The 24,496-nt window shown below is 32.4% G+C and carries 18 protein-coding genes; 9 read left to right on the top strand and 9 right to left on the bottom strand.

Annotation, left to right across the window (positions count from 1 at the left end):
• The first annotated feature begins 21 nt into the window (after positions 1-21).
• From IFB02_RS06135 to IFB02_RS14015, 3 genes are all read left to right on the top strand, one after another.
• Positions 22-5,679 carry a choice-of-anchor L domain-containing protein gene (locus IFB02_RS06135; RefSeq protein ID WP_165569188.1) on the top strand — a complete coding sequence of 1,886 codons (5,658 nt, stop codon included), beginning with the start codon at positions 22-24 and terminating at the stop codon, positions 5,677-5,679.
• A gap of 121 nt (positions 5,680-5,800) precedes the next feature.
• Complete coding sequence (locus IFB02_RS06130; protein WP_106686723.1) at positions 5,801-6,709, top strand: PorP/SprF family type IX secretion system membrane protein; 909 nt, start codon at positions 5,801-5,803, stop codon at positions 6,707-6,709.
• Positions 6,642-8,642, top strand: a complete 2,001-nt coding sequence (locus IFB02_RS14015; protein ID WP_270005553.1) for an OmpA family protein — start codon at positions 6,642-6,644, stop codon at positions 8,640-8,642. Before IFB02_RS06130 ends, IFB02_RS14015 begins: the two co-directional genes overlap by 68 nt.
• Before the next feature lie 62 nt (positions 8,643-8,704).
• On the opposite strand, the gene IFB02_RS06120 is transcribed toward IFB02_RS14015, so the two are convergent.
• The 3 genes from IFB02_RS06120 to IFB02_RS06110 are packed head-to-tail and all read right to left on the bottom strand — an operon-like array spanning position 8,705 to position 10,330.
• Positions 8,705-9,199: a YciI family protein gene (locus IFB02_RS06120; protein WP_106688171.1), complete on the bottom strand. Its 495-nt coding sequence runs from the start codon at positions 9,197-9,199 to the stop codon at positions 8,705-8,707.
• Positions 9,200-9,201: 2 nt separating this feature from the next.
• Positions 9,202-9,678, bottom strand: coding sequence for a CYTH domain-containing protein (locus IFB02_RS06115; protein ID WP_106688170.1), 477 nt, complete (start codon positions 9,676-9,678; stop codon positions 9,202-9,204).
• Between the two features lies 1 nt (position 9,679).
• Positions 9,680-10,330 (bottom strand): lysoplasmalogenase, encoded by a 651-nt coding sequence (locus tag IFB02_RS06110; protein WP_106688169.1) that lies wholly within the window; start codon positions 10,328-10,330, stop codon positions 9,680-9,682.
• 31 nt (positions 10,331-10,361) lie between these two features.
• Between IFB02_RS06110 and dinB the strand changes: the two genes are divergently transcribed.
• A complete protein-coding gene (dinB, locus tag IFB02_RS06105; protein WP_106688168.1) occupies positions 10,362-11,465 on the top strand; it encodes a DNA polymerase IV in 1,104 nt (367 codons plus the stop codon).
• A gap of 139 nt (positions 11,466-11,604) precedes the next feature.
• On the opposite strand, the gene pyk is transcribed toward dinB, so the two are convergent.
• The 5 genes from pyk to IFB02_RS06080 form a co-directional block, all read right to left on the bottom strand.
• On the bottom strand, positions 11,605-13,047 hold the full coding sequence (gene pyk, locus IFB02_RS06100) for a pyruvate kinase (RefSeq protein ID WP_106688167.1): 1,443 nt from the start codon (positions 13,045-13,047) through the stop codon (positions 11,605-11,607).
• Positions 13,047-13,532, bottom strand: coding sequence for an IPExxxVDY family protein (locus IFB02_RS06095; RefSeq protein WP_106688166.1), 486 nt, complete (start codon positions 13,530-13,532; stop codon positions 13,047-13,049). The genes pyk and IFB02_RS06095 overlap by 1 nt, the downstream gene beginning before the upstream one ends.
• A gap of 127 nt (positions 13,533-13,659) precedes the next feature.
• On the bottom strand, positions 13,660-14,406 hold the full coding sequence (gene rnc / locus IFB02_RS06090) for a ribonuclease III (protein WP_106688165.1): 747 nt from the start codon (positions 14,404-14,406) through the stop codon (positions 13,660-13,662).
• Between the two features lie 12 nt (positions 14,407-14,418).
• Positions 14,419-15,669, bottom strand: a complete 1,251-nt coding sequence (gene fabF, locus IFB02_RS06085) for a beta-ketoacyl-ACP synthase II (protein WP_106688164.1) — start codon at positions 15,667-15,669, stop codon at positions 14,419-14,421.
• Between the two features lie 11 nt (positions 15,670-15,680).
• Positions 15,681-15,914, bottom strand: a complete 234-nt coding sequence (locus IFB02_RS06080) for an acyl carrier protein (RefSeq protein ID WP_027879414.1) — start codon at positions 15,912-15,914, stop codon at positions 15,681-15,683.
• A gap of 182 nt (positions 15,915-16,096) precedes the next feature.
• On the opposite strand from IFB02_RS06080, the gene purN reads away from it, so the two are divergent.
• The 4 genes from purN to IFB02_RS06060 all read left to right on the top strand — a co-directional run bounded on the left by purN (position 16,097) and on the right by IFB02_RS06060 (position 20,292).
• On the top strand, positions 16,097-16,663 hold the full coding sequence (gene purN / locus IFB02_RS06075) for a phosphoribosylglycinamide formyltransferase (protein WP_106688184.1): 567 nt from the start codon (positions 16,097-16,099) through the stop codon (positions 16,661-16,663).
• Positions 16,656-17,297 (top strand): ribonuclease H1 domain-containing protein, encoded by a 642-nt coding sequence (locus IFB02_RS06070; protein ID WP_106688163.1) that lies wholly within the window; start codon positions 16,656-16,658, stop codon positions 17,295-17,297. Before purN ends, IFB02_RS06070 begins: the two co-directional genes overlap by 8 nt.
• 69 nt (positions 17,298-17,366) lie before the next feature.
• Positions 17,367-18,290 (top strand): PfkB family carbohydrate kinase, encoded by a 924-nt coding sequence (locus IFB02_RS06065; protein WP_191073124.1) that lies wholly within the window; start codon positions 17,367-17,369, stop codon positions 18,288-18,290.
• 103 nt (positions 18,291-18,393) lie between these two features.
• Positions 18,394-20,292, top strand: coding sequence for an amidophosphoribosyltransferase (locus IFB02_RS06060; RefSeq protein ID WP_191073123.1), 1,899 nt, complete (start codon positions 18,394-18,396; stop codon positions 20,290-20,292).
• A 262-nt stretch (positions 20,293-20,554) separates the two neighbouring features.
• On the opposite strand, the gene IFB02_RS06055 is transcribed toward IFB02_RS06060, so the two are convergent.
• Entirely contained in the window at positions 20,555-21,163 is a 609-nt protein-coding gene (locus tag IFB02_RS06055) for a superoxide dismutase (protein ID WP_106688160.1), read from the bottom strand.
• 134 nt (positions 21,164-21,297) lie between these two features.
• Here IFB02_RS06055 and IFB02_RS06050 point away from each other — a divergent pair, with 134 nt between their 5' ends.
• Positions 21,298-24,447: a UvrD-helicase domain-containing protein gene (locus IFB02_RS06050; protein ID WP_191073122.1), complete on the top strand. Its 3,150-nt coding sequence runs from the start codon at positions 21,298-21,300 to the stop codon at positions 24,445-24,447.
• The last annotated feature ends 49 nt before the right edge of the window (positions 24,448-24,496 follow it).

Raw genomic sequence — 24,496 nt, 5'->3', positions numbered from 1 at the left:
AACACAACAACCTCATTCCCTATGAAAAAAACTACATTAATAATTTTACTTTTTTTAGGTATAATTATTCAAGCTAATTCTCAAACTTATGTTCAAGAAAGCTTTGACACATCGATTCCAGCTACTTGGACAATCACAGATGCTGGTGGAGCTACGGGAGACTCTTGGGCTTCTGCCTTGCAAGGTGGCTTTAACAGCCTTAACGGTACTAACGGTGCTCTTGTAGATAGTGATGCAAATGGTAATGGTACATTACTTATAGAAACGTTAACTACTCCAGTATTTGATGCTTCTGCTGCAACAAATTTATTTTTAGATTTTGACCAATATTATAACAATATAGGTGCAGATTCAGCAATTATTGAAGTCTACGACGGAACCAACTGGGTTGAAGTCTTAAACCAAACTGCAGATGCAGGTAGTTTTGCAAATCCAGATCAACAACACATAGACATTACTGCATATGCTAATGCAAATATGCAAGTTAGATTTGTATATAACGATGGTGATGTATGGGCATGGTATTGGATGATAGATAATGTAATTATTTACAACTCTACTTGTCCAAATCCAACAGGGCTTACTGTAGACTCAGTAACAACAAATTCAGTAAATCTGTCTTGGACATTAGGAGGCACAGAATCTGATTGGGAAGTAATTGTGCAACCTAGCGGAACAGGATTTCCTTCAGGATCTGGTACACCTACAACGTCTAATGCTCCTTATACAGATAATACTCTTTCTCCAGCAACTTCTTACGAAGCTTACATTAGAGCAAATTGCGGAAATGGAGATTACAGTATTTGGGTAGGACCTGTAACTTTTACTACAGATAATTTACCTCCACCTGCACCAGTTGGTGTCACTTGTTCTAGTGGATCTTCTACCTTTATCTTTACTGAAGATTTTGGTAATGATACCAACTATGTTCCTACTGGATGGACAGGAACTACTTTTGCAGATTCTAACGGAAATTGGGATATTACAACACCTTCAAGTAACTCAACAGGTACAGGACCTGATGTAACTTGGGATGGAAATACTGGTACACATTTAGAATATGAAGCTTCAGGTAATACTACAAATGTTGCTTCTGCTATAACTCCTGCAATAGATTTATCTACAGCTGTAGATGGTGCAGAATTATCTTTCTATATGCATGCTTTTGGATCTAATATGGGAACTTTAAATGTTGGTGTTAGTACATCAGCAACAGGACCATTTACTACAGAATATACTTGGATTGGAGAATATCAAACTTCTGCAACAGATCCTTGGGTTCCTGTTGGAATAAATTTAGATGCTTATTTAGGTCAAGTAATATATATAGAATTTAGCTATGTTGGTACTGGAGATACTTGGGAAGGTGATATGTCTATAGACCAAGTAAGAGTTGAAACCTGTGGTAACTTTTGTGTTGCACCAACAGGATTATCTGTAGATGCATTTACAGATACAACAGCAGATATTTCTTGGACTGCAAATAATGGTGAAACAGACTGGCAAATAGCTGTTCAATTAGCAGGAACTGGTACACCAACCTCTGGAACTTCAATAAGTTCAAACCCATACACAGCAACAATGCTTAACCCAAGCACAGATTATGAGGTTTATGTATTAGCCGATTGCGGTAATGGTTTAAGTGTTTGGGCAGGACCAATTAATTTTACAACTGCAAATACTCCGCCACCAGCACCAGTTGGTGTCACTTGTTCTAGTGGATCTTCTACGTTTATCTTTACAGAAGATTTTGGTAATGATACTAACTACGTTCCAACTGGATGGACAGGAACTACCTTTGCAGATTCTAACGGAAATTGGGATATTACAATTCCTTCAAGTAACTCAACTGGTACAGGACCAGATGTGACTTGGGATGGAAATGCTGGTACACATTTAGAATATGAAGCTTCTGGTAACACCACAAATGTTGCGTCTGCTATTACTCCTGCTATAGATTTATCTACAGCTGTAGATGGTGCAGAATTATCTTTTTACATGCATGCTTATGGTGTAGATATGGGAACTTTAAATGTTGGTGTTAGTACATCAGCAACAGGACCATTTACTACAGAATATACTTGGATTGGAGAATATCAAACTTCTGCTTCAGATCCTTGGGTTCCTATTGGAATTAACTTAGATGCTTATTTAGGTCAAGTGATATATATAGAATTTAGCTATGTTGGTACTGGAGCTACTTGGGAAGGAGACATGTCTATAGATCAAGTACGAGTTGAAACTTGTGGTAACTTTTGTGTTGCACCAAGTAATATTACAATAGCTGGAATTACACATGATTCTGCAGATATTTCTTGGACACCAAGTGGATCAGAATCACAGTGGAATTACGTTGTACAACCTGCAGGAACTGGCGTGCCAACATCAGGAACAACAGTTGGAACAACAACTCTAACAGAATCTGGTTTATCACCACTAACAGACTATGAAGTTTATGTACAAGCCATTTGTGGAGCAAACACAAGTGTTTGGGCTGGACCAATTAGTTTTTCTACTACAGTACAAACAAACTTTGTTTTAGATTGTACAAATGGTGGACCACAAACTTTAAACTACTGCTACGTAAACAATGATACAAATGTCTTTACATTTACAAGTTCTGACGGTACAACACCTTTAAATATTACATTTAATGCAGGTCAAGTAGAACAGAATTGGGATGAATTAATCGTATTGGATTCAGACGGTATAACAGACTTAAACGCTGCAACACCTTATGGAAACAATGGTGACGTAAGTGGTATAACATATCAATCTACAGGATCTTCAATTTCTTTCCAAGTTCAAGCAGATGGTATCTTTGATTGTGGATCACAAGGTTATACACCACTAGATGTTACTGTAAGTTGCGCTACTTGTGTATACCAAGTTGTAGACTTTAATACAGTTACGAATTGTAGTAATGGTAATAGTGAGTTTTTTATTGACGTTAATGTTACAGATGCTGGAGACTCTAACTCATTAACAATATCTAACGATTATCCTGGAAGTACTCCAACTGTTGTAATGGGTACAGGTACATATCAAATTGGACCTTTCCCTCTTAATACAGATGTTATTGTAACTGTTGCCAATACAGATGATAGTAATTGTATAGTTACAAGCAGCGTTTTAAACGTACCTGTTTGTCCACCTGCTAATGACGAATGTTCAAATGCAACAATAGTAACACCTAATTTAGATGAAAATTGTACTAACATAACCAATGCTACACTTTTTGGAGCTACTGCTTCTTCTCAAGCAAATACTTGTTTTGGAACAGCTAATGACGATGTTTGGTTTCAATTTACTGCAAGTGCAACAGATCACGGTATTGATATTAGCAATATAATTGGAGATACAATTAATTTAAATCACGCCTTATATGTAGGAACAGATTGTAATAGTTTAACAAACTTATATTGTGAGGCAGCAAATTCTAGTATAGCAAACGGATTAACAATTGGTACAACGTATTATATTAGAGTTTACACAGATGGAAATATAGCATTTCAAGATGTAAACTTTGATTTATGTGTATTTACTATTCCGCCTCCAATTTCTGTTAACACTACGCAATATACTGTTCCAGAATTAGTTACAGATGTACTAGTTAATTCACCATGTGCAATTGTAAATAACATAACGTGGTCTACAGGTACAGATTTTGGACAAGAAAATGGTATAGGGTATTTTGAAGCTAATGGGTCTTCATTCCCATTCCAAGAAGGAATTGTTATGGTAACTGGTGACGCTACAGAAGCTCCTGGTCCAGAAACCGGAACACAAGGAAGTGGCGGTTGGGCAGGTGATGCAGATCTAGAAAATCAATTCCCTGCAATAGATCCTGGTACAACAAATGATGCAACAATAATTGAATTTGATTTTACACCGTTAATAAACCAAATGTCATTTAACTTCATTTTTGCTTCAGAAGAATATGGAACATTCCAATGTGGTTTTTCAGATGCTTTTGCTTTCTTACTTACAGATTTAACTACTGGAATTACAACAAATATAGCACTGGTTCCTGGTACATCAGATCCTGTATCAGTATTTACTATTAGAGATAATCAATACAATGGTAACTGTGCATCTGTAAATCCAACATTATTTGATACTTATACAGATATATTTGATTATCCTAACGGAATTGGATCTAATCCTATAGCAAACCCAATAAACTTTAGAGGAAGAACTGTACCATTAACAGCTTCATCTACTGTTACACCAAATAATCCTTACAGAATAAAACTAGTTATTGCAGACGATAATGATTCTTCATTTAATTCAGCTGTATTCCTAGAAGCAAGTAGTTTTGATATTGGTACAATAGATTTAGGTAATGATATATTAATAAGTGATGGAACAGCAACATGTGAAGGTAATACTGTAACGTTAGATTTAGGTATTGCACCACCAACAAACGCTACAATTACTTGGTACACTGTAGATAATGGAATTACAGAACCAATTCCTGGAGAAAATGCACCATCCTTAGATATAACTACTCCTGGAACATATCAAGTAGACATAACTTTTGATGGAGTAAATGCTGCATGTTTCTATTCTGATGAAATCTTAGTAGAGTTTTATCCTAATCCAGAAATTGTAGTTGGTGATATACCAACAATTTACGAATGTGATGTTGACAATTCTGGAATTACCACTTTTGATATAACTCAAAATGAAGATGATATCTTAGGAACACAAACTGATGTAACACTAGAATATTTTGAAACAGAACAAGATGCAATAGATCAAGTTTCTCAAATTTCTAATCTTACAACTTACACGTCAGCACCAACAACAATCTATATTAGATTAACAGATGATATCACAGGATGTTATACTGTGGATAGCTTCGAGTTAGATTTAGCACCAAAACCTGTATTAGGTACGCCTGATAGTATTTTAGGTTGTGATAACGATGATGACGGAATAGCAGAATATGACTTAACACTTAATGAAGACTTAATAGCTAATGGTCTAACAGATTTAAGTTTTAGTTATTATTTAGATGAAACTGACGCCGAAACTAGTACAAACGCTATTACAAATCCAACAATTTATCAATCTGCTGCAACTACAATATACGTTAGAGCAGAAACCACTGAAGGTTGTTTTGAAACTACCATGTTTGAATTATATTTTGGTATACAACCAGAGACCACATTTGGAGATGTAGTTTACGAGGTATGTCCAAACGCTACAGTACCAATTACAGTAACAGCAATACCTGATAATTACACATCAAGTGAAGTAAGTGTAGTGTGGTATGATCAATACGATACAGTAATTTCAGGCGCTACAAGTTTAGATTTAGATACCGTATTAACCGCAGGAGTTTATACAATAGAGGTTACTTTTACCGATACAGGATGTTCAAACACCGCTGAAGTATTAGTAGAAGAGTTAGAGAGTTGCGTTATACCACAAGGGATATCACCAGGATTAAAAGATGGTAAAAACGACACATTTGATTTAAGTAGTTTTGATGTACAACGCTTAGAGATCTATAACCGTTACGGTACTTTAGTCTACTCAAAAGACAATTATATTAATGAGTGGCATGGACAATCTAATAATGGAGACGAGTTACCAGTAGGAACTTATTACTATATTATGAAATATCAAGGAAGCAAACAAAAAGCGGCTTGGATTTACATAAACAGATAAACAACTAATCAATAATAAACACAACCAAAACAGATACTATGGAAACAACCAAAATAGCCAATAAAGCAAGAGCTATTTTGGTTGTTACATGTGACTATCCAAACACAGTAAACAATAACACATGAAAAAAGTATACATCCTATTCGCTTTGCTCTTTGCAATGCAAGCACAAGCACAGCAAGATCCACAATACACACAATACATGTATAACATGAATGTGGTAAATCCAGCCTATGCAGGTTCATATGAAGGCGTATCAATAGGCGCATTATATAGAAGCCAATGGGTAGGATTAGAAGGCGCACCATCAACAGGAACCTTAACCATTCATTCGCCAGTAGGTAATCGTGTAGGTTTAGGACTCTCTTTAATTAGTGACGAAGTAGGTCCAGTAAACGAGACAAATGCTTATGTAGATTTCTCTTATACCTTACCAGTAGGAACATCTACAAAATTAGCATTTGGTTTAAAAGCAGGAGCAACCTTTCATGATATAGGTTTAGTAGGATTAGATTTAATCGATCCAAACGATCCTTTCTATTCACAAAACATCAATGAAGTTACACCAAACATAGGAGCAGGTTTATATTTTTATAAACCAAACAAGTATTACATCTCTGCATCGATGCCAAATATTTTAGAATCTGTACACTTAGATGCTAATGGATTTAAAATAGGCTCAGAAATACAACACGCGTTTGTAGCAGCAGGTTATGTATTTGATTTATCAGAAAACTTCAAGCTTAAGCCACATGTAATGACAAAGGTAGCCTTTAATGCACCAGTGACTTACGATGCAAATTTAAACCTATTTATGTATGATTTTGTAGAAGTAGGCGCAGGCTATAGATTAGACGATTCTTTTAGCGGAATGATAAACTTTTTAGTAGCACCAAACTTAAGAATAGGTTATGCCTATGACAGTGTAAACTCTCAATTAGATGTAGTCACCAACTCATCACATGAGATTTTTATCAACTTTGATATTAATCTACCAAGAAAAGTATCAAGATCACCACGTTATTTCTAAACCAGATAAGCTAACCAGAACAATGAAACATATACAATTATTTATAGTTTGTGCCTTAATAAGCACCATAAGTTTAGCACAAAGCAGTGCCACACAAAAAGCAGATAAACTCTTTGCAAAATACAGATTTGTAGACGCTATAGAAGCCTACAATAAAATTGTAGAAAAAGGAGAAGCAGATGCCTATGTGTATAGTCAATTAGCAGAAGCCAATTACAATATTTATAGCACAGAAGCAGCAGAGAAATGGTACGCAAAAGCATTTGAAGCAGGAGCAAATCAAGCCGAGATGTATTACAAGTACTCAGAGATGTTAAAAGCAAACGGTAAGTACGAAGCTTCTAATACACAAATGGATAAGTTTGCAGCTATGCAACCATCAGATGATAGAGCAATGATGTATAAATCCAATCCAGATTATTTATCTAAAATATTAGATCGCGGGAAAAAATTTAACGTACAAAACTTAGATATCAATACTGCAGGATCAGACTTTGGAGGAACATTACAAGATGGTAAATTATACCTAACAAGCTCAAGAAACGCCAATCGTAAGAAGTACGGATGGAATGAAGAACCATTTTTAGATATCTACGAATATACTGTAGCAGACGATGGTACATACCAAGGAGAAAACCTATTAGATGGTAAAATAAACACTAAATACCACGAAGGTATCGTAAGCTTTTCTCCTGACGGAAAAACAATGTACTTCTCTAGAGAAAGCTTTTATGAAGATATATATGAAAAAGACAGTCTGTCAAACACTAAATACAGTGTACTACACCTATTTAAAGCAACAAAAACAGGAGACGATTTTAGTAAAGTAGAAGCCTTAGCAATAAACAGTCCAAACTATTCTATAAAAAACCCAAGTGTAAGTGCAGATGGAAGCACGATATACTTCGCTAGTGATATGCCAGGAGGATACGGTAAATTTGATATCTACAAAGCAACCATAAATACAGACGGTACATTAACAGCGCCAGTAAACATGGGACAAAAGGTAAACACAGAAGGACAAGAAATGTTCCCATATATTAGTGATAATAACACACTATACTTTTCGTCAACAGGACATTTAGGACTTGGAGGAATGGATGTATTCCATACTAAAGAAATAGACGGAAAAATGGCACCAATCCGAAATGCAGGAATTCCAATAAATAGTAACGGAGACGATTTTGCATTTAGAATGAACGAAGCAACAGGCGAAGGATTTATATCATCTAACCGTCAAGGAGGAAAAGGAAATGATGATATCTATGCGATTAAAAAGCTACAACCATTATGCGATGTGTTAATTACAGGAACTGTAGTAGACGAAAAAACAGGAGACGTATTAGCAGGAGCAACAACAAGTTTAGCAGATGCTAATGGAAACATATTAGCAACAAAAACAACCAACGCAGAAGGTGTTGTAGAGTATATTGTAGAATGTGAAACAGATACAGAATTACAAGTAACTATGGATGGTTACGAAAGTAATAAAGTTACTGTAGAAGGTACAAATGAAGAAGAAGTCGCAGTAGAAGTACCATTAACACCAATAGAAGAAATAATTACACCAATAGAAGTGGTATTAAACCCAATTTACTTCGAGTTTGATAAATCAAACATCACTGCAAAAGCAGCGTTTGAATTAGATAACTTAGTACAAGTAATGAACAAATACCCTGATATGGTAATAGAAGCAACGTCACACACAGATTTTAGAGGATCTGATCGTTATAACCAAGGATTATCAGAAAGACGTGCACAAACCACTAGACAGTATATTATATCTAAAGGTATTGATGCTAGCAGAATATCTGCTTCTGGTAAAGGAGAATCGCAACCAGCTGTAGACTGTAACCCTTGTAGTAAAGAACAACACCAACTTAACAGAAGAAGCCAATTCTTAATCGTTAGTGGTAACCCTAAGAATATGTAAAAAAAGTTTTTCAACCAAAAACTTAAACCATTAAAAGCCTTGCTAAATTAGTAAGGCTTTTTTTAGCGCAATTTGAATCCTTTTGCTGCCCACCAAGGATGAATTTCAATATCTAATCTACCAGCTTTTACCATTGGATCGGACTTTGCTAAACTATCTGCCATTTGCTGTGTTGGAACATTATAAATTGTAATTCCTCTTATATCTCCATCATCTCCAAATGGTCCAGAAATATCTGCAAAACCTTGTTCATACATACTACCTAAGTGTGCTAGATGTTGCTCCTGCAATAATTTTGCTTCCTCTTCAGTTTGATTTCGGTTTGAACCAGATTTTAGAAATGCGATAAAATATTGCTGCATTATAACTGTATCTTTAGTAGTTTCATCTACATAACTAAAGGTTTTAAATCCTTTAGCCTTTAAATTTGATTCTATTTGACTAGAAGTTAATCTAGTTGTATCTATTTTAATTGTATTAGCTTCTACATTTTCTTTCTTAGTAGTAGTACAAGAAAATAAAAGTAATATTGTAATTAGAGAGAATATATGCTTCATCATTACCAGTTTTTATAAGGGTTTAGACTTAATTGAGAGTTATAATATTTTATGATACCTGTTACTTCTTCACCTAACCAGTCGGGCTTAAAAAATTCTTGATTTTCAGTTTGTAATTCAATTTCGGCTACGATTAATCCTTCATTATCGTTTAAAAAATAATCTACTTCAAAAATAAAACCTTCTACATCTACTTGATATCTAATTTTATCAATTATGCCTTTTTTACATAATTTAAGTAAATCTTTTGCGTCTTGTACAGTTATACTTTTTTCCCATTCAAATCTAGATAATCCGTCTTCTGTAGAAGGACCTTTTATTGTTAAAAATCCTTGATCTCCTTTTAGTCTAACTCTTACTGTACGTTGTTTATCTGTACTTAAAAAACCTTGTGTAATGCGTTCTTTTTTAAATGCTAAGTCTTTAAATCTTGTAGATGTTACTAAAAACTTTCTTTCTATTTCTATCGTAGAGGACATATTATTTCTTAATTGGTATATATAATGTAGAAAATGCTATAAAAGCTATTGCAGACCAATAGGTTGACAATATAATTACTTCTGAAAAAGTAAAATTAACAACAAACATATTGTAGGCTAAAACTGCATCAGAAATTAAAAACAAAATAGCTCCTATAGCAATCCATTTATAAACATTACTGCTCTTTAAAAAGTATAAATTTAATGCTTGCCAAGCCATTATTACAATACAAACTATATATAAAATAACTGGTATTAATAATTGGCCTAAATTGTCTTTTAGCACATAAAACATTGCTATTGCAAAGATGACCAAAAAAACTAAAGGTTTATAATTATATAAAAAACCGTTTATAGTAGTAAATGCATAACTAAACAAAATATGCCCGATTAAAAATGAAACTAAACCATATATAAATAAGTATTCAAACAATAATAATACATCACCCATAAGACAAAAACACAAGCCAAGTATTATTAGTAAAGCATACCTATTTAATTTTGGTTTTATATAAATTATTGGTAAAACTAAAATTAAAACTGTTGTTAACGGTTTTAAAATATAAAACCAATCTATAAGTTTTAAATATGATGTTGAAATAGCTATTAATGCTACTATTAAAGTTATTAAAAGGTATATAGATTTTTTCATAATTATACATTGTAATTTATAAATTTACATCATGTCAAGTGATTTACCAATTAGAAAAATTATTCATGTAGATATGGATGCATTTTACGCATCTGTAGCGCAAATGGATAATCCTGATCTAAAAGGTAAACCTATTGCTGTTGGTGGCGGCGGAATTAGAGGTGTAATTAGCGCAGCAAGTTATGAAGCAAGAAAATTTGGAGTAAAAAGTGCTATGTCTGGACAATTAGCCAAAAAGCTTTGTCCTGAATTAATTTTTGTAAAATCAGATTTTGATAGATATAAAACCATTTCTAATAAAATTAGAGCTATTTTTTTAGATTATACAGACTTAGTAGAACCGTTATCTTTAGATGAAGCGTATCTTGATGTTACAGAGAATAAAAAAGGAAATCCTAGCGCATCTTTAATTGCTGAAGAAATTAGAAATCGAATTTATAATGAGGTTGGTTTAACAGCTTCTGCTGGAATTAGTATTAACAAATTTGTTGCTAAAGTTGCTAGCGATTACAATAAACCTAACGGACAAAAAACAGTTAATCCTGAAGAAGTTTTAGACTTTTTAGAAGCTTTAGATATTAGAAAATTTTATGGTATTGGTAAAGTTACTGCCGAAAAAATGTACCAAAAAGGCATCTTTACTGGTAAAGATTTAAAATCAAAAACTATTGAATATCTAGAACAAAACTTTGGTAAATCTGGCACTTACTATTATCACATTGTAAGAGGTATACAGCATAGTCAAGTTAAACCAAATCGCATAAGAAAAAGTCTAGCTGCAGAACGTACGTTTAGTAAAAACTTATCTTCTGAAATATTTATGCTAGAAAAATTAGATCATATTGCTGAAGAAGTTGCTAAACGATTATCTAAAAACAAAGTTGCGGGTAAAACCGTGACTTTAAAAATAAAGTATAGCGATTTTACCTTACAAACTAGAAGTAAAACTTTACCCTATTTTTTTGCTGATAAAGCGGTGATTTTAGAGACTGCTAAAGAATTACTATACCAAGAAAAGTTAAACAATTCTGTGCGTTTATTAGGTATTTCTTTATCTAATTTGAATACTGAGACTAAGCCTAAAAAAGTACTAAATAAACAATCTGTAAGTGTGCAATTACAGTTTAAGTTTTAATAAAAAACCAGCTTTATTTTTAAAACTGGTTTTATATTATAATACTGTATTTGGCTTGCGTTAGCGATTGTAGCATTGTTGGAGCTACTTGCAAAGAGCGACTGCGAAAAGCGCGACCCTTTAGGGTAACGCCATTAGTTTAAAAACTACAGCTAGTAATTTCTGTTACTCTTAATGTGTTTACCATTCCTTTATCTTGAATTGGCATCGCTGCAAGACTTATTAACATATCGCCTACTTCTAAAAATCCTTTTTGGCATGCAATAGCGTTTACGTCTTCGATAGTTTCGTCTGTACTTACGTATTTATCGTAATAAAAAGCGGTTACGCCCCAAAGTAAACTTAATTGAGTTAATATACGTTGGTTTGATGTAAAGACTAAAATATGAGCATTTGGTCGCCAAGCAGATATTTGGAATGCAGTATAACCACTATTTGTTAATGTTGAAATGGCTTTTGCATCAATCTCGTTTGCCATATGAGCTGCGTGATAACATATAGACTTTGTTATATACCTTTTTGTTCTAATATGTGGTGGCGATTGCGGTACTTGTATTAAATCAGATCCTTCTACACTTTTTATAATGTTAGACATTTGTCTAATTACTTGTACTGGATATTGTCCTACACTTGTTTCTCCAGAAAGCATTACTGCATCTGCACCATCCATTACAGAGTTTGCAACATCGTTTACTTCTGCTCTAGTTGGTGTTAAACTGTTGATCATAGTTTCCATCATTTGTGTTGCTATGATTACTGGTATTCTTGCTTTTTTTGCTCTTAATACAAGTTGCTTTTGTACTAATGGTACTTCTTCTGCAGGGATTTCTACACCTAAGTCACCACGTGCAACCATTAATCCATCACAATAAGCTACTATTTTATCAATATTAGCTACGCCTTCTGGTTTTTCTATTTTTGCAATAATTGGGATTTTATGGTCGCTATGCTTTTTAATTAATTCTTCAAGCTCCATTAAATCTTCTGCATGTCTAACAAAGGATAAGGCAATCCAATCTACACCTAGTTTACATGCAAAAATTGCATCTTCTACGTCTTTTTCTGTTAATGCAGGTTGAGATATATTGGTATTAGGCAGATTTACTCCTTTTTTAGATTTTAATGGTCCACCTTGTATTACTTTGGCTACAACTTCTTTCTTCTTGTCTGTAGATACAACTTCAAATATTAACTTACCATCGTCTAAAAGTATGCGTTCTCCTGGTTTTGCATCTTGAGGAAAATTATCGTAAGTCATGTAAACTCTTTCTTTTGTTCCTTCAAAGCGTTTACCTGTTGCAAATATTATTTGGTCTCCTGGATTTACAATTACTTCTTGCTTCATTACTCCAACACGTAGTTTTGGTCCTTGTAAATCTGCTAATATTGAAGCATTATAACCAAACTCTTCGTTTAATTCGCGTATCATCTGTACGCGTTCTTCTACGTCTTTATAATCTGCATGAGAGAAGTTAATTCTAAATACGTTAGCGCCTTCGTCTAACATTCCTTTTAATACCTCTTTACTACTTGTTGCTGGTCCTAAGGTTGCAACTATTTTGGTCTTTTTTCTTGTTGGCATTAGTTGAATATTAAGTTGTTTTTAGTTTTTAAATTGTCTACATCAATACTATATGCTGTAACAATTTGTGGTATTTTTAATAGTTTGTTTAGTATGAGTTTTTCTTTATTTAAAGGAAACTCTGTTTCTACTTTTAGTAGATAGTTAACTTTTTTAAATTCTGGTAACAAATATTTGTTTGTTGTTAGAAATGCTTCGTTAGAAAACAGCGAGTTTATATCCTGTTGTTGGTCTTGCTTTACCTTACAAGAATTTGCAACTAGATAATAAATAATGTGTTGCTTTTCTTGATTAAACTCATACAATGAAAAGCTAGAATTATCTTTAGAAAATTTTACATCTTCTTGCTTTCGTTTTAATCTAATATCTAAAACTTGGTTGATTAAAAAAGCTAATCGATAATCTTCTAAAGTACAGTGTATACCTATTAGTATGTATTGCTCTTCTTCAAAAAAATCGTCTAACAATAATTTTTTAACAGCCATTTTAAATAGTTAACTAAATGTAAATATAGTACATAAACGCTTATTTTAAGCATGTTTTATGTATTCTTAACATGAAAAAATAACGAAAACGTTGTAGTGTTTTAGGGAATTTTGAGCTTAAATTGGCTTATAAAATTGTTGCTTTAGAGATTTCTTTTTGAAATGCAAAATAGGCTCTTTTAGATGCTTTTTCTTCTGCTTTTTTCTTTGATGTTGCTCGCGCTTTTGCTACAACTTTATGATCTAAGGATAGTTTAACAGAAAAATGTTTAACATCACTATTACCGGTATCTTCATAAACATTATAGTCAAAATGTTTTTTTTCTTTTTGACACCATTCTATTAATAAGCTTTTGTAACTTATTACTTTTCCTTCTAGTTTTTCTATATCAATATAGGGACCTATAATTCTATTTTCGATAAACTTTTCGCAAGCAGCATATCCTTTATCAAGATAAATTGCTCCTACTAATGCTTCAAAAAGATTACCATGAATATTATCTCCAAACTGACCTTTTGGTATTTTACTTTTTACCAATTTTATCAAGCCTAAATCTTTACCTAGCTCATTTAAATGTTCTCTACTTACTACTTTAGATCGCATTTTTGTTAGATAGCCTTCATCTCCACTAGGAACTTCTGTGTACAAATAATGAGCTATTACGGCACTAAGCATTGCATCACCTAAAAACTCTAATCTTTCGTAATTAACAATGTGACCTTTACTGTTCTTTATGTTCATAGAACGATGCGTAAAGGCAGTTTTATAGTGCTTTAATGTCTTTGGCTTAAAGTTTAATATTTTGGTAAGAGCCGTAAAAAATTCCCCTTTGTCTTTAGACCGGGAATTAAATATGTTTTTAAGGCTTCTCATTTAGATATAGAACTAATCTAATTTCTTAAATAAAACGCACGCGTTGTGACCTCCAAAGCCAAAAGTATTACTCATAGCTACTTTTATGTCTCTTTTTTGAGGTGTATTAAGTGTTAGGTTTAGTTCTGGGTCAATGTTTTCGTCAACCGTAGTGTGATTAATTGTTGGCGGTACAATTCCATTTTCCATTGCCAAAATAGATGCAATAGCTTCTATAGCTCCTGCAGCACCTAATAAATGGCCTGTCATGGATTTAGTCGAGTTAATATTAATGTTCTTAGCATGATCACCAAAAACAGCTTTAATTGCTTTTAACTCGGCTACATCACCTAATGGAGTAGATGTACCATGAGTATTAATATGATCTACATCTTCTGGTTTTAAACCTGCGTTTTCAAGACAGTTTTTCATAACTGCTATTACTCCTATTCCATCTGGATGAGGAGCAGTCATGTGATGCGCGTCTGAAGATAATCCTCCACCAAGTACTTCGGCATATATTTTAGCGCCTCTTGCTTTAGCATGTTCATATTCTTCTAATATTAATGCGCCTGCACCTTCACCTAAAACAAATCCATCTCTAGTTGCATCAAATGGTCTTGATGCTGATTCTGGACTTTCGTTTCTTGTAGATAAGGCATGCATAGCATTAAATCCGCCCATTCCTGCGATTGTTACAGCAGCTTCACTACCACCAGTTACAATTACATCACAGTGACCTAAACGTATGTAGTTTAAGGCATCTATTAATGCATTTGCAGAAGATGCGCAAGCAGATACAGTAGTGTAGTTAGGTCCCATAAATCCATTTTTTATAGAAATGTTACCTGGAGCAATATCTGCAATCATTTTAGGGATAAAGAAAGGGTTAAATCTAGGTGTTCCATCTCCGTTCGCGTAATTTAACACTTCGTTTTGGAATGTTTCTAAACCACCTATTCCTGCGCCCCAAACAACGCCAACTCTAAGTTTGTTGACCTTGTCTAAATCAAGGTTTGAGTCCGCAATAGCCTCGTCTGACGCGACCATTGCGTACTGTGTAAACCTATCCATTTTTCGTGCTTCTTTTCTATCAAGAAAATCTGTTGCCACGAAGTTTTTTAACTCGCAAGCAAAGTTAGTTTTGAATTTTTCGGTATCAAAATATGTAATAGGCGCAGCACCGCTTTTACCATTAACAAGACCATTCCAGTACTCGTCTTTAGTATTACCAATTGGTGTTAACGCTCCTAAACCTGTAACTACTACTCGCTTAAGTTCCATAAATATTGTGCTTATTTTGCAGCTTCAATATAAGATACAGCTTGACCTACTGTTGCAATGTTCTCTGCTTGGTCGTCTGGAATTTGGATATCAAATTCTTTTTCGAATTCCATAATTAATTCTACAGTGTCTAAAGAATCTGCTCCTAAGTCGTTAGTGAAGCTTGCTTCGTTTACTACTTCGTTCTCATCAACACCTAATTTGTCTACGATAATCGCTTTTACTCTTGATGCAATGTCTGACATAATTTTAATTTTTTAGTTTTAATTAAGTGGCAAAAATAAAAAACTTTAATTTAAAACACACTTTTAGTAAAAAAATGTGCTACTAATTTAAATATTTATATTGAAGAATTTAAGTTTTTGCCCGTAATTGTTAATAATTATTGCTTTTTTTGTTTGAAGAATTTAACATTGAAACTATAAAAATGAAACGTGTAGTAATTTTTGCGTCCGGAAGTGGAAGTAATGCTGAAAATTTAATTAAGTTTTTTCACAATAGTGACAATGCGTCTGTTGTTCAAGTATTGACTAACAATCCTCATGCCAAAGTTTTAGACAGGTGTAAAAAACTGAATGTTAGCGCATTATCGTTTAACCGAATTGCTTTTACAAAAACAGAAGACGTATTAAACATATTAAAATCTTCAAATCCTGATTTAATAATATTAGCCGGGTTTTTATGGAAATTCCCAGAAAATATACTTAACCAATTCCCTAATAAAGTTATTAATATTCACCCTGCATTGTTGCCAAAATACGGCGGAAAAGGCATGTACGGTATGAATGTACACGAAGCTGTTGTAAAAAATAAAGAAACAGAAACTGGCATAACAATTCATTATGTAAACGAAAATTATGATGAAGGGGCTATCATTTTTCAAGCAAAATGTGATGTCTTACCAAATGATAGCGCACAAGATGTTGCTTCAAAAATACATGAATTAGAAATGGAATATTTTCCTAAAGTCGTAGATCAACTTTTAAATGGGTAAGAAAAAAAAGAAATACTATACGGTTTGGAAAGGTCACAACACAGGTGTTTTTGAAACTTGGGACGATTGCAAGGCCCAAATTAAAGATTTTGAAGGCGCACAATACAAATCTTTCACAACATTTGATGCTGCAAAAAAAGCATTAAAAGGAAATTATTTTGATTACGTTGGCAAAAACAAAACATTTAAAAGTGATTTAACTGAAGAACAACTAAAAAAAATAGGTCAACCTAACTATAATTCTATATCTGTAGATGCTGCATCTTCTGGTAATCCAGGAAAAATGGAATATCGTGGTGTAGATACCAAAACCAAAAAACAACTATTTATACAAGGTCCTTTTGAAGAAGGCACCAATAATATAGGCGAATTTTTAGCTATTGTCCACGGATTAGCATTTTTAAAACAACACAATAGTAACCGTATTATTTATACCGACTCTAAAACCGCAATAAGTTGGGTTAAAAAGAAAAACTGCAACAGTAAATTAAAACGTAACGATAAAAACAAACCAGTTTTTGATTTGGTAGATCGCGCAATAAAATGGCTTAACGAAAACACTTATACTACAACGATTTTAAAATGGGAAACCAAAGCTTGGGGAGAAATACCAGCAGATTTTGGAAGAAAATAATCTACCTAGAATAGTAACTTAAAAATCGATTAAAAAGTCATATATTTGCCGCTTAATTTAAAACGCTTTATGGGCAAACTAGTAATAGTAGGTACAGTAGCTTTTGATGCTATAGAAACACCTTTCGGTAAGACCGATAAAATACTTGGTGGCGCAGCAACTTATATAGGATTATCTGCTGCAAATTTTAATGTAGATACAGCAGCAGTATCTGTAGTTGGTGGTGATTTTCCTCAAGAATATCTTGACCTTTTAAAAGATAGAGATATCAATATTGAAGGTGTAGAAATAGTAAAAGACGGTAAAACATTTTTCTGGAGTGGTAAATACCATAACGATATGAATTCTCGTGATACGTTAGCAACTGAGTTAAACGTATTAGCAGATTTTAATCCAATTGTACCAGACAATTACAAAGACTCTGATGTAGTCATGCTAGGTAACTTACATCCTATTGTACAAATAGGTGTACTAGTTCAAATGACTAAAAAGCCAAAATTAGTAGTCTTAGATACTATGAATTTTTGGATGGATACCGCATTAGACCAATTACACGAAGTTATAAAACGTGTAGATGTCATTACAATTAATGATGAAGAAGCAAGACAATTAACAGGAGAATACAGCCTTGTTGTTGCTGCAAGAAAAATCCACGAAATGGGTCCAAAATACGTAGTAATTAAAAAAGGAGAACATGGTGCGTTACTATTTCATAATGACAATGTATTCTATGCTCCAGCATTACCACTAGAAGAAGTTTTTGATCCAACAGGAGCAGGAGATACTTTTGCTGGTGGATTTGCAGGTTATTTAGCAAGTACAGGCGATGTATCTTTCGAAAACATGAAAAACGCAGTAATTTACGGATCAACTTTAGCATCCTTTTGCGTAGAAAAATTTGGAACAGAACGTATGTTAACGCTAACAGAAGACGAGGTAAACAAACGACTGCAACAGTTTAAAAACTTAACACAATTTGAAATTGAATTATAAAACTTATGCGCTCTAATTTTTTGAGCGCATTTTTTATTAACTTGTTTCAAATTAAGGACATATAAATTTATCATTCTTAAAAACAACACACAACACAACTACAATGAGTGATGCTTTAAAACACGAATGCGGTATAGCGCATATTAGACTTTTAAAACCTTTAGAATATTATAAAGAAAAATATGGTAGCGCATTTTATGGCGTTAATAAAATGTATTTAATGATGGAAAAACAGCACAATCGCGGACAAGATGGTGCTGGATTTGCTAGCATCAAATTAGATACAAAACCAGGAGAACGTTATATATCAAGAGTTCGATCTATACAACAACAACCTATTCAAGATATATTTGGACAAATTAATAGCCGCATTAATCAAGTATTAACAGAACATCCAGAATATCAAGACGATGTTGCTCTACAAAAAAAGCACGTACCTTATATAGGCGAAGTACTTTTAGGTCATGTACGTTATGGTACTTTTGGTAAAAACAGTGTAGAAAGTGTACACCCGTTTTTAAGGCAAAACAATTGGATGCATCGTAACCTAATACTAGCAGGAAACTTTAACATGACTAATGTTAAAGAATTATTTAACAACCTAGTTGCTTTAGGCCAACATCCAAAAGAATATACAGATACCATTACTATAATGGAAAAAATTGGACACTTTCTTGACGATGCGGTAAGTAAAATTTATAAAGACTTAAAAAAAGAAGGTTATAGTAAACACGAGTGTTCACCATTAATTGCAGAACGATTAAAAGTGCATAAAATATTAAAACGCGCTGCAAAAAATTGGGATGGTGGTTATGCTATGGCTGGTCTTTTAGGTCACGGAGATTCTTTTGTATTACGTGATCCAGCAGGAATAAGACCTGCTTTTTATTATAAAGATGATGAAGTTGTTGTAGTAGCATCAGAGCGACCTGTGATTCAAACTGTGTTTAATGTAGAATTTGATGATGTTAAAGAACTTGAACCTGGTCATGCTATCATTACTAAAAAATCCGGAGACGTTTCTATAAAACAAATTTTAGAACCTTTAGAGCGTAAATCTTGTAGCTTTGAACGCATATATTTTTCTAGAGGAAGCGATGCCGAGATCTATCAAGAACGTAAAACTTTAGGTAAATTATTAATGCCGCAAGTGTTAAAAGCTATAGATAACGATACTAAAAACACAGTGTTTTCGTACATTCCAAATACAGCAGAAACATCGTTTTATGGAATGATTGATACTGTGGAAGAACATCTTAACGAAAGAAAAACACAAGATATTTTAGATGGCAATGGTAACTTATCTAAAGAGCAAGTTATTTCAATATTAGAAGAAACACCTCGTATTGAAAAAATAGCAATTAAAGACGTAAAACTAAGAACGTTTATTACCGAAGATAGTAGTCGTGACGACTTAGTAGCACACGTTTACGATGTCACATACGGTGTAATAAAACCAACAGATAATCTAGTAATCATAGACGATAGTATTGTTAGAGGTACAACTTTAAAGAAGAGTATTATTAAAATGATGGATAGATTACATCCTAAAAAAATAATAGTAGTTTCTTCTGCACCTCAAATTAGATATCCAGACTGTTACGGGATAGATATGGCAAATTTGGAATCTTTAGTTGCATTTAATGCTGCTTTAGAACTATTAAAAGACAATAACAAATACGATTTAGTAGAAGAGGTTTATAAAAAATGTAAATCTCAAGTAGATTTAGCAGATAAGGATATAAAAAATTATGTGAAAGAAATTTACGATCAATTTACGCCAGAACAAATTTCTGATAAAATTTCAGAATTACTAACAGACAAAAGTGTAAATGCTAAAGTAGAAATCATATTTCAATCTGTAGAAAATTTACATAAAGCTTGTCCTAAACATTTAGGAGATTGGTATTTTACTGGTAATTACCCTACAAACGGTGGAAATAGAGTTGTAAACAGAGCGTTTATAAACTTTTATGAAGGCAATAAAGAACGTGCTTATTAATGCATAAAAAATGTTAAATCCTTATCATTTTGTCACTTAAGCGATTTTATTTACACTTTGACTATTAATTACAATTATTAAAAATAAACTTCGTTATATTTGAACTTACCATAACATAAGTAGGTTAAGTTCATGGTAGATTTGGGGCAAAAAAGCTGGACTCTCGTCCGGCTTTTTTATTTTTAAAGTGTTGATATTCAAAATATTAAACAAAAAAAGCGAACCATTTTGGTTCGCTTTAATATTTAAGTTGCTAGATAGCTTATTTTGCTTCTGCGTAACGTCTTTCTACTTCGTTCCAGTTAATTACACTGAAGAAAGCTTCGATATAATCTGGTCGTCTATTTTGATAGTTTAAGTAATAGGCGTGTTCCCAAACATCTAATCCTAAGATTGGTGTACCTTCACAAGTTACGCCTGGCATTAATGGATTATCTTGGTTTGGTGTAGAACATACTTCTACTTTTCCTCCTTTGTGAACACATAACCATGCCCAACCAGATCCAAACTGTGTTGCAGCTGCTTTACTAAAGGCATCTTTAAAATTATCAAAAGAACCAAATTCTGCTTCAATAGCATCTTTTAACTCTCCAGACAAACGTCCTTTTCCTTCTGGATTCATTACTGTCCAAAATAAAGAGTGATTGTAAAATCCACCACCATTATTTCTAACAGCACTATTTGACATATCTAAATTAGTTAAAATATCTTCTATAGATTTACCTTCTAAGTCTGTTCCTTCTATAGCGGCATTTAACTTAGTTGTGTATCCGTTATGGTGTTTACTATGGTGTATTTCCATAGTTCTTGCGTCTATATGTGGTTCTAATGCATCGTAAGCATATCCTAATTCTGGTAATTCAAAAGCCATATTGTTTGTTTTTGTGGTTAATATTTTATTGTTCTCAAAATTACTAAGAATTTAGGTTTTTTCTTCAATAATGCTAATAATTTATAACTATTTTAAGATTGATTGTCCTTATCTTGTAACAAATATTTTTTTTAATGAATACTTTTACGCCTTTTAAAGTTTATAATGCTTCAGCTGGTAGTGGTAAAACTTTTAATCTTGTCAAATCTTATTTAAAACTTCTTTTTAAAAACGAAAATATTTTTGCGTTTAAACACATTTTGGCAATGACTTTTACTAATAAAGCTGTTGGCGAAATGAAAGATCGTTTATTAAAAACTTTGGATGAATTTTCTAAAACTAATGTTTTAGATGGTAAAAACGACATGTTTAATTTAATCTGTACAGAATTAGATTTAAGCCCAATACAAGTACATACAAAATCCAAAAACCTTCTTAATACAATTATGCATAATTATGCTGCTTTTGATATTACTACAATAGACGGTTTTAACCATAAACTTATTAGAACGTTTGCTTACGATTTAGATCTTCCTGTAAATTTTGAGGTAGATCTTGATACAGATAGTCTTTTACAAAAAGCTGTAGACAACCTAATTTCAAAAGCAGGAACAGACACAACCTTTACTAAAATATTAATTGCATTTGCATTAGAAAAGGCAGATGATGATAAAAGTTGGGATATTACTTCGGACTTATTTGAAATGTCTAAAAAACTAATTAACGAAAATGATATACCACATTTAAATGAAGCTTTTAAAGATAAAACGTTAGAAGATTTTAAAGTTTTAAAAAACAGTTTAAAATCTAATATTTCAAAAATAGAAAAAGAGTCAAAAAAGATAGGTAATGAAGCATTAGATTTAATTCAGGAAAATGATATTCCGATAAATCATTTTGCTAGTTCTGATTTACCTAATCATTTTAAAAAACTAGCAACACTTAATTTAAAGAGTTTATTATTTGAAGGAAGATTAGCTAAAAATCTAGAAGAAGAAAATTATTTTGGAGCCAAAGCGACAGCTGATACAAAACATTTAATTTTAACTATAATAGATACTCTTAAAGATCTTTACTATAGATCCCAAGTAATAACAGAAGGATATACTTTTCTAAAAGCGATATACAAAAACATCATTCCGTTATCTGTATTAAACGCTATAAAAACCGAATTACAATCTATAAAAGACGAAGAAAACAAATTACTAATTTCTGAGTTTAACACATTAATTTCAGAAGAAATTAAAAACCAACCAACACCTTTTATTTACGAGCGTATAGGAGAAAAATTTAGACATTATTTTATAGACGAATTTCAAGATACTTCTTTGATGCAATGGAATAATTTAATTCCGTTAATGGAAAATGCCTTAACTGGCCAAAATTTAAAAGGAGAAATTGGCACAGCAATGATCGTAGGTGATGCTAAACAAGCAATTTACCGTTGGCGTGGCGGAAAAGCAGAACAATTTATAGAGCTTACTAAACAAACCAATCCTTTTCCTGTAAATAAAGACGTTATTCAATTAGAATACAATTACAGAAGTTGTAAAAATATAGTCGATTTTAATAATTCGTTTTTTAATTATACAGCCACAACAAGTTTTAGAAATCATGACTATGCAGAATTATACAAAGACGCTAGTCAAAAAAATAAAACTTCAACAGATGGATACGTTAATTTAACGTTTTTAGATTACACAGATAATGACGATAAAGTCAATCAATACAACTCTAAAACATTAGAAATAATAAACAATTGTTTAACTAATGGTTTTAGTTTAAAAGACATTTGTATCCTAACTAGAAAAAGAAAAGATGGTGTTAGTATTTCAAAATATTTAGCAGAAAATAATGTTGCTATAATTTCTTCAGAAACCATGTTAATAAACAATTCTGAAGAGGTAAAATTAATTACCAACGTTCTAAGAATATTAGAAAACCCAAATAACTTAGAGGTTAAAGCCAACATATTACATTACATTGCTAACACTTATGATATAGCTAATAAACACGATTTTATAAGCAAAGCTTTATCACTAAATGAGGAAGTATTCTTTAAAACTTTTAATCAATTTGAAATCTTCTTTGATGCAAATAGCATAACACAATTATCACTTTATGATACTGTAGAAAGTATAGCAAGACAATTTAAATTAACAGATGAATCTGATGCTTATATTCAGTTTTATTTAGATTTGGTGTTAGACTATTCTCAAAAAAACATCACAGATATTTCTGGGTTTTTAACCTATTACGACAACAAAAAAGATAAATTAAGTATTGTGTCTCCAGAAAATCAAGAAGCTGTTCAAATAATGACAATTCATAAATCCAAAGGATTAGAATTTCCTGTTGTAATCTTTCCTTATGCAGATTTAGATATATATAGAGACAAGAAATCACAAATTTGGTTTCCTTTAGAACAGAAGGATTTTAATGGTTTTTCTAAAACCTTAATCAACGTCAATAAAGATTTAGAAATGTTTGGCGATCAAGGCGCTGTAATTTACAATCAATTTAAATCGCAACAGGAATTAGACCAAATAAACTTACTTTATGTCGCACTAACACGACCAGAAGAACAACTTTATATCATTTCAAAAAACGAAACTAAAATTACCGAACCTAATAGTTTTTCAAAACTATTTATAGCCTACTTACAAGATCAAAATATTTGGGAAGACAACAAATATTGTTATGAATTTGGTAATCCTAAAAGAGAATTAAATCCTGAATTAAAAAAAGACAATACCATAACAGACAAACAATTTATTAGCGTAGACAAAAAAGACCATAACATTAAAATAATTTCTAAATCGGGATATTTATGGGACACAAACCAAGAAGACGCTATAGAAAAAGGTAATATTATTCACGATATAATGGCAAATGTTAAAACAAAAGAAGACATTCCGTTTGCCGTAAATCAAGCAATAAAAGATGGTATTATCAATAAGCAACAAGCAACAATTATAACAAGTAATATTAATCAGATTGTTAATCATCCTAAACTTACTGCATATTACACAGATCAATATTTGATTTACAATGAAAAAGATATTATACTATCTAACGGACAATTAATAAGGCCAGATAGATTAGCAATAAAAAATAACGAAGCAATTATAATAGATTACAAAACAGGTGCTGTAAACAATAAATACGAACAACAATTACAACTTTATACTACACAACTAGAAATGATGGGCTACAAAGTCTCTAAAAAAATTCTGGTTTATATAAACGAAAATATTGATGTAGTAGAATTTAATAATTCATAATTTAAATCAATTTGAACTCTACACTGACACAAAACATTTAAATTTGCAA

Origin of the sequence: Mesoflavibacter profundi (assembly GCF_014764305.1) — a bacterium.
In the GTDB taxonomy this organism is placed as follows: Bacteria; Bacteroidota; Bacteroidia; order Flavobacteriales; family Flavobacteriaceae; genus Mesoflavibacter; species Mesoflavibacter profundi.
This window is presented reverse-complemented; position numbering and strand designations above follow the sequence as displayed.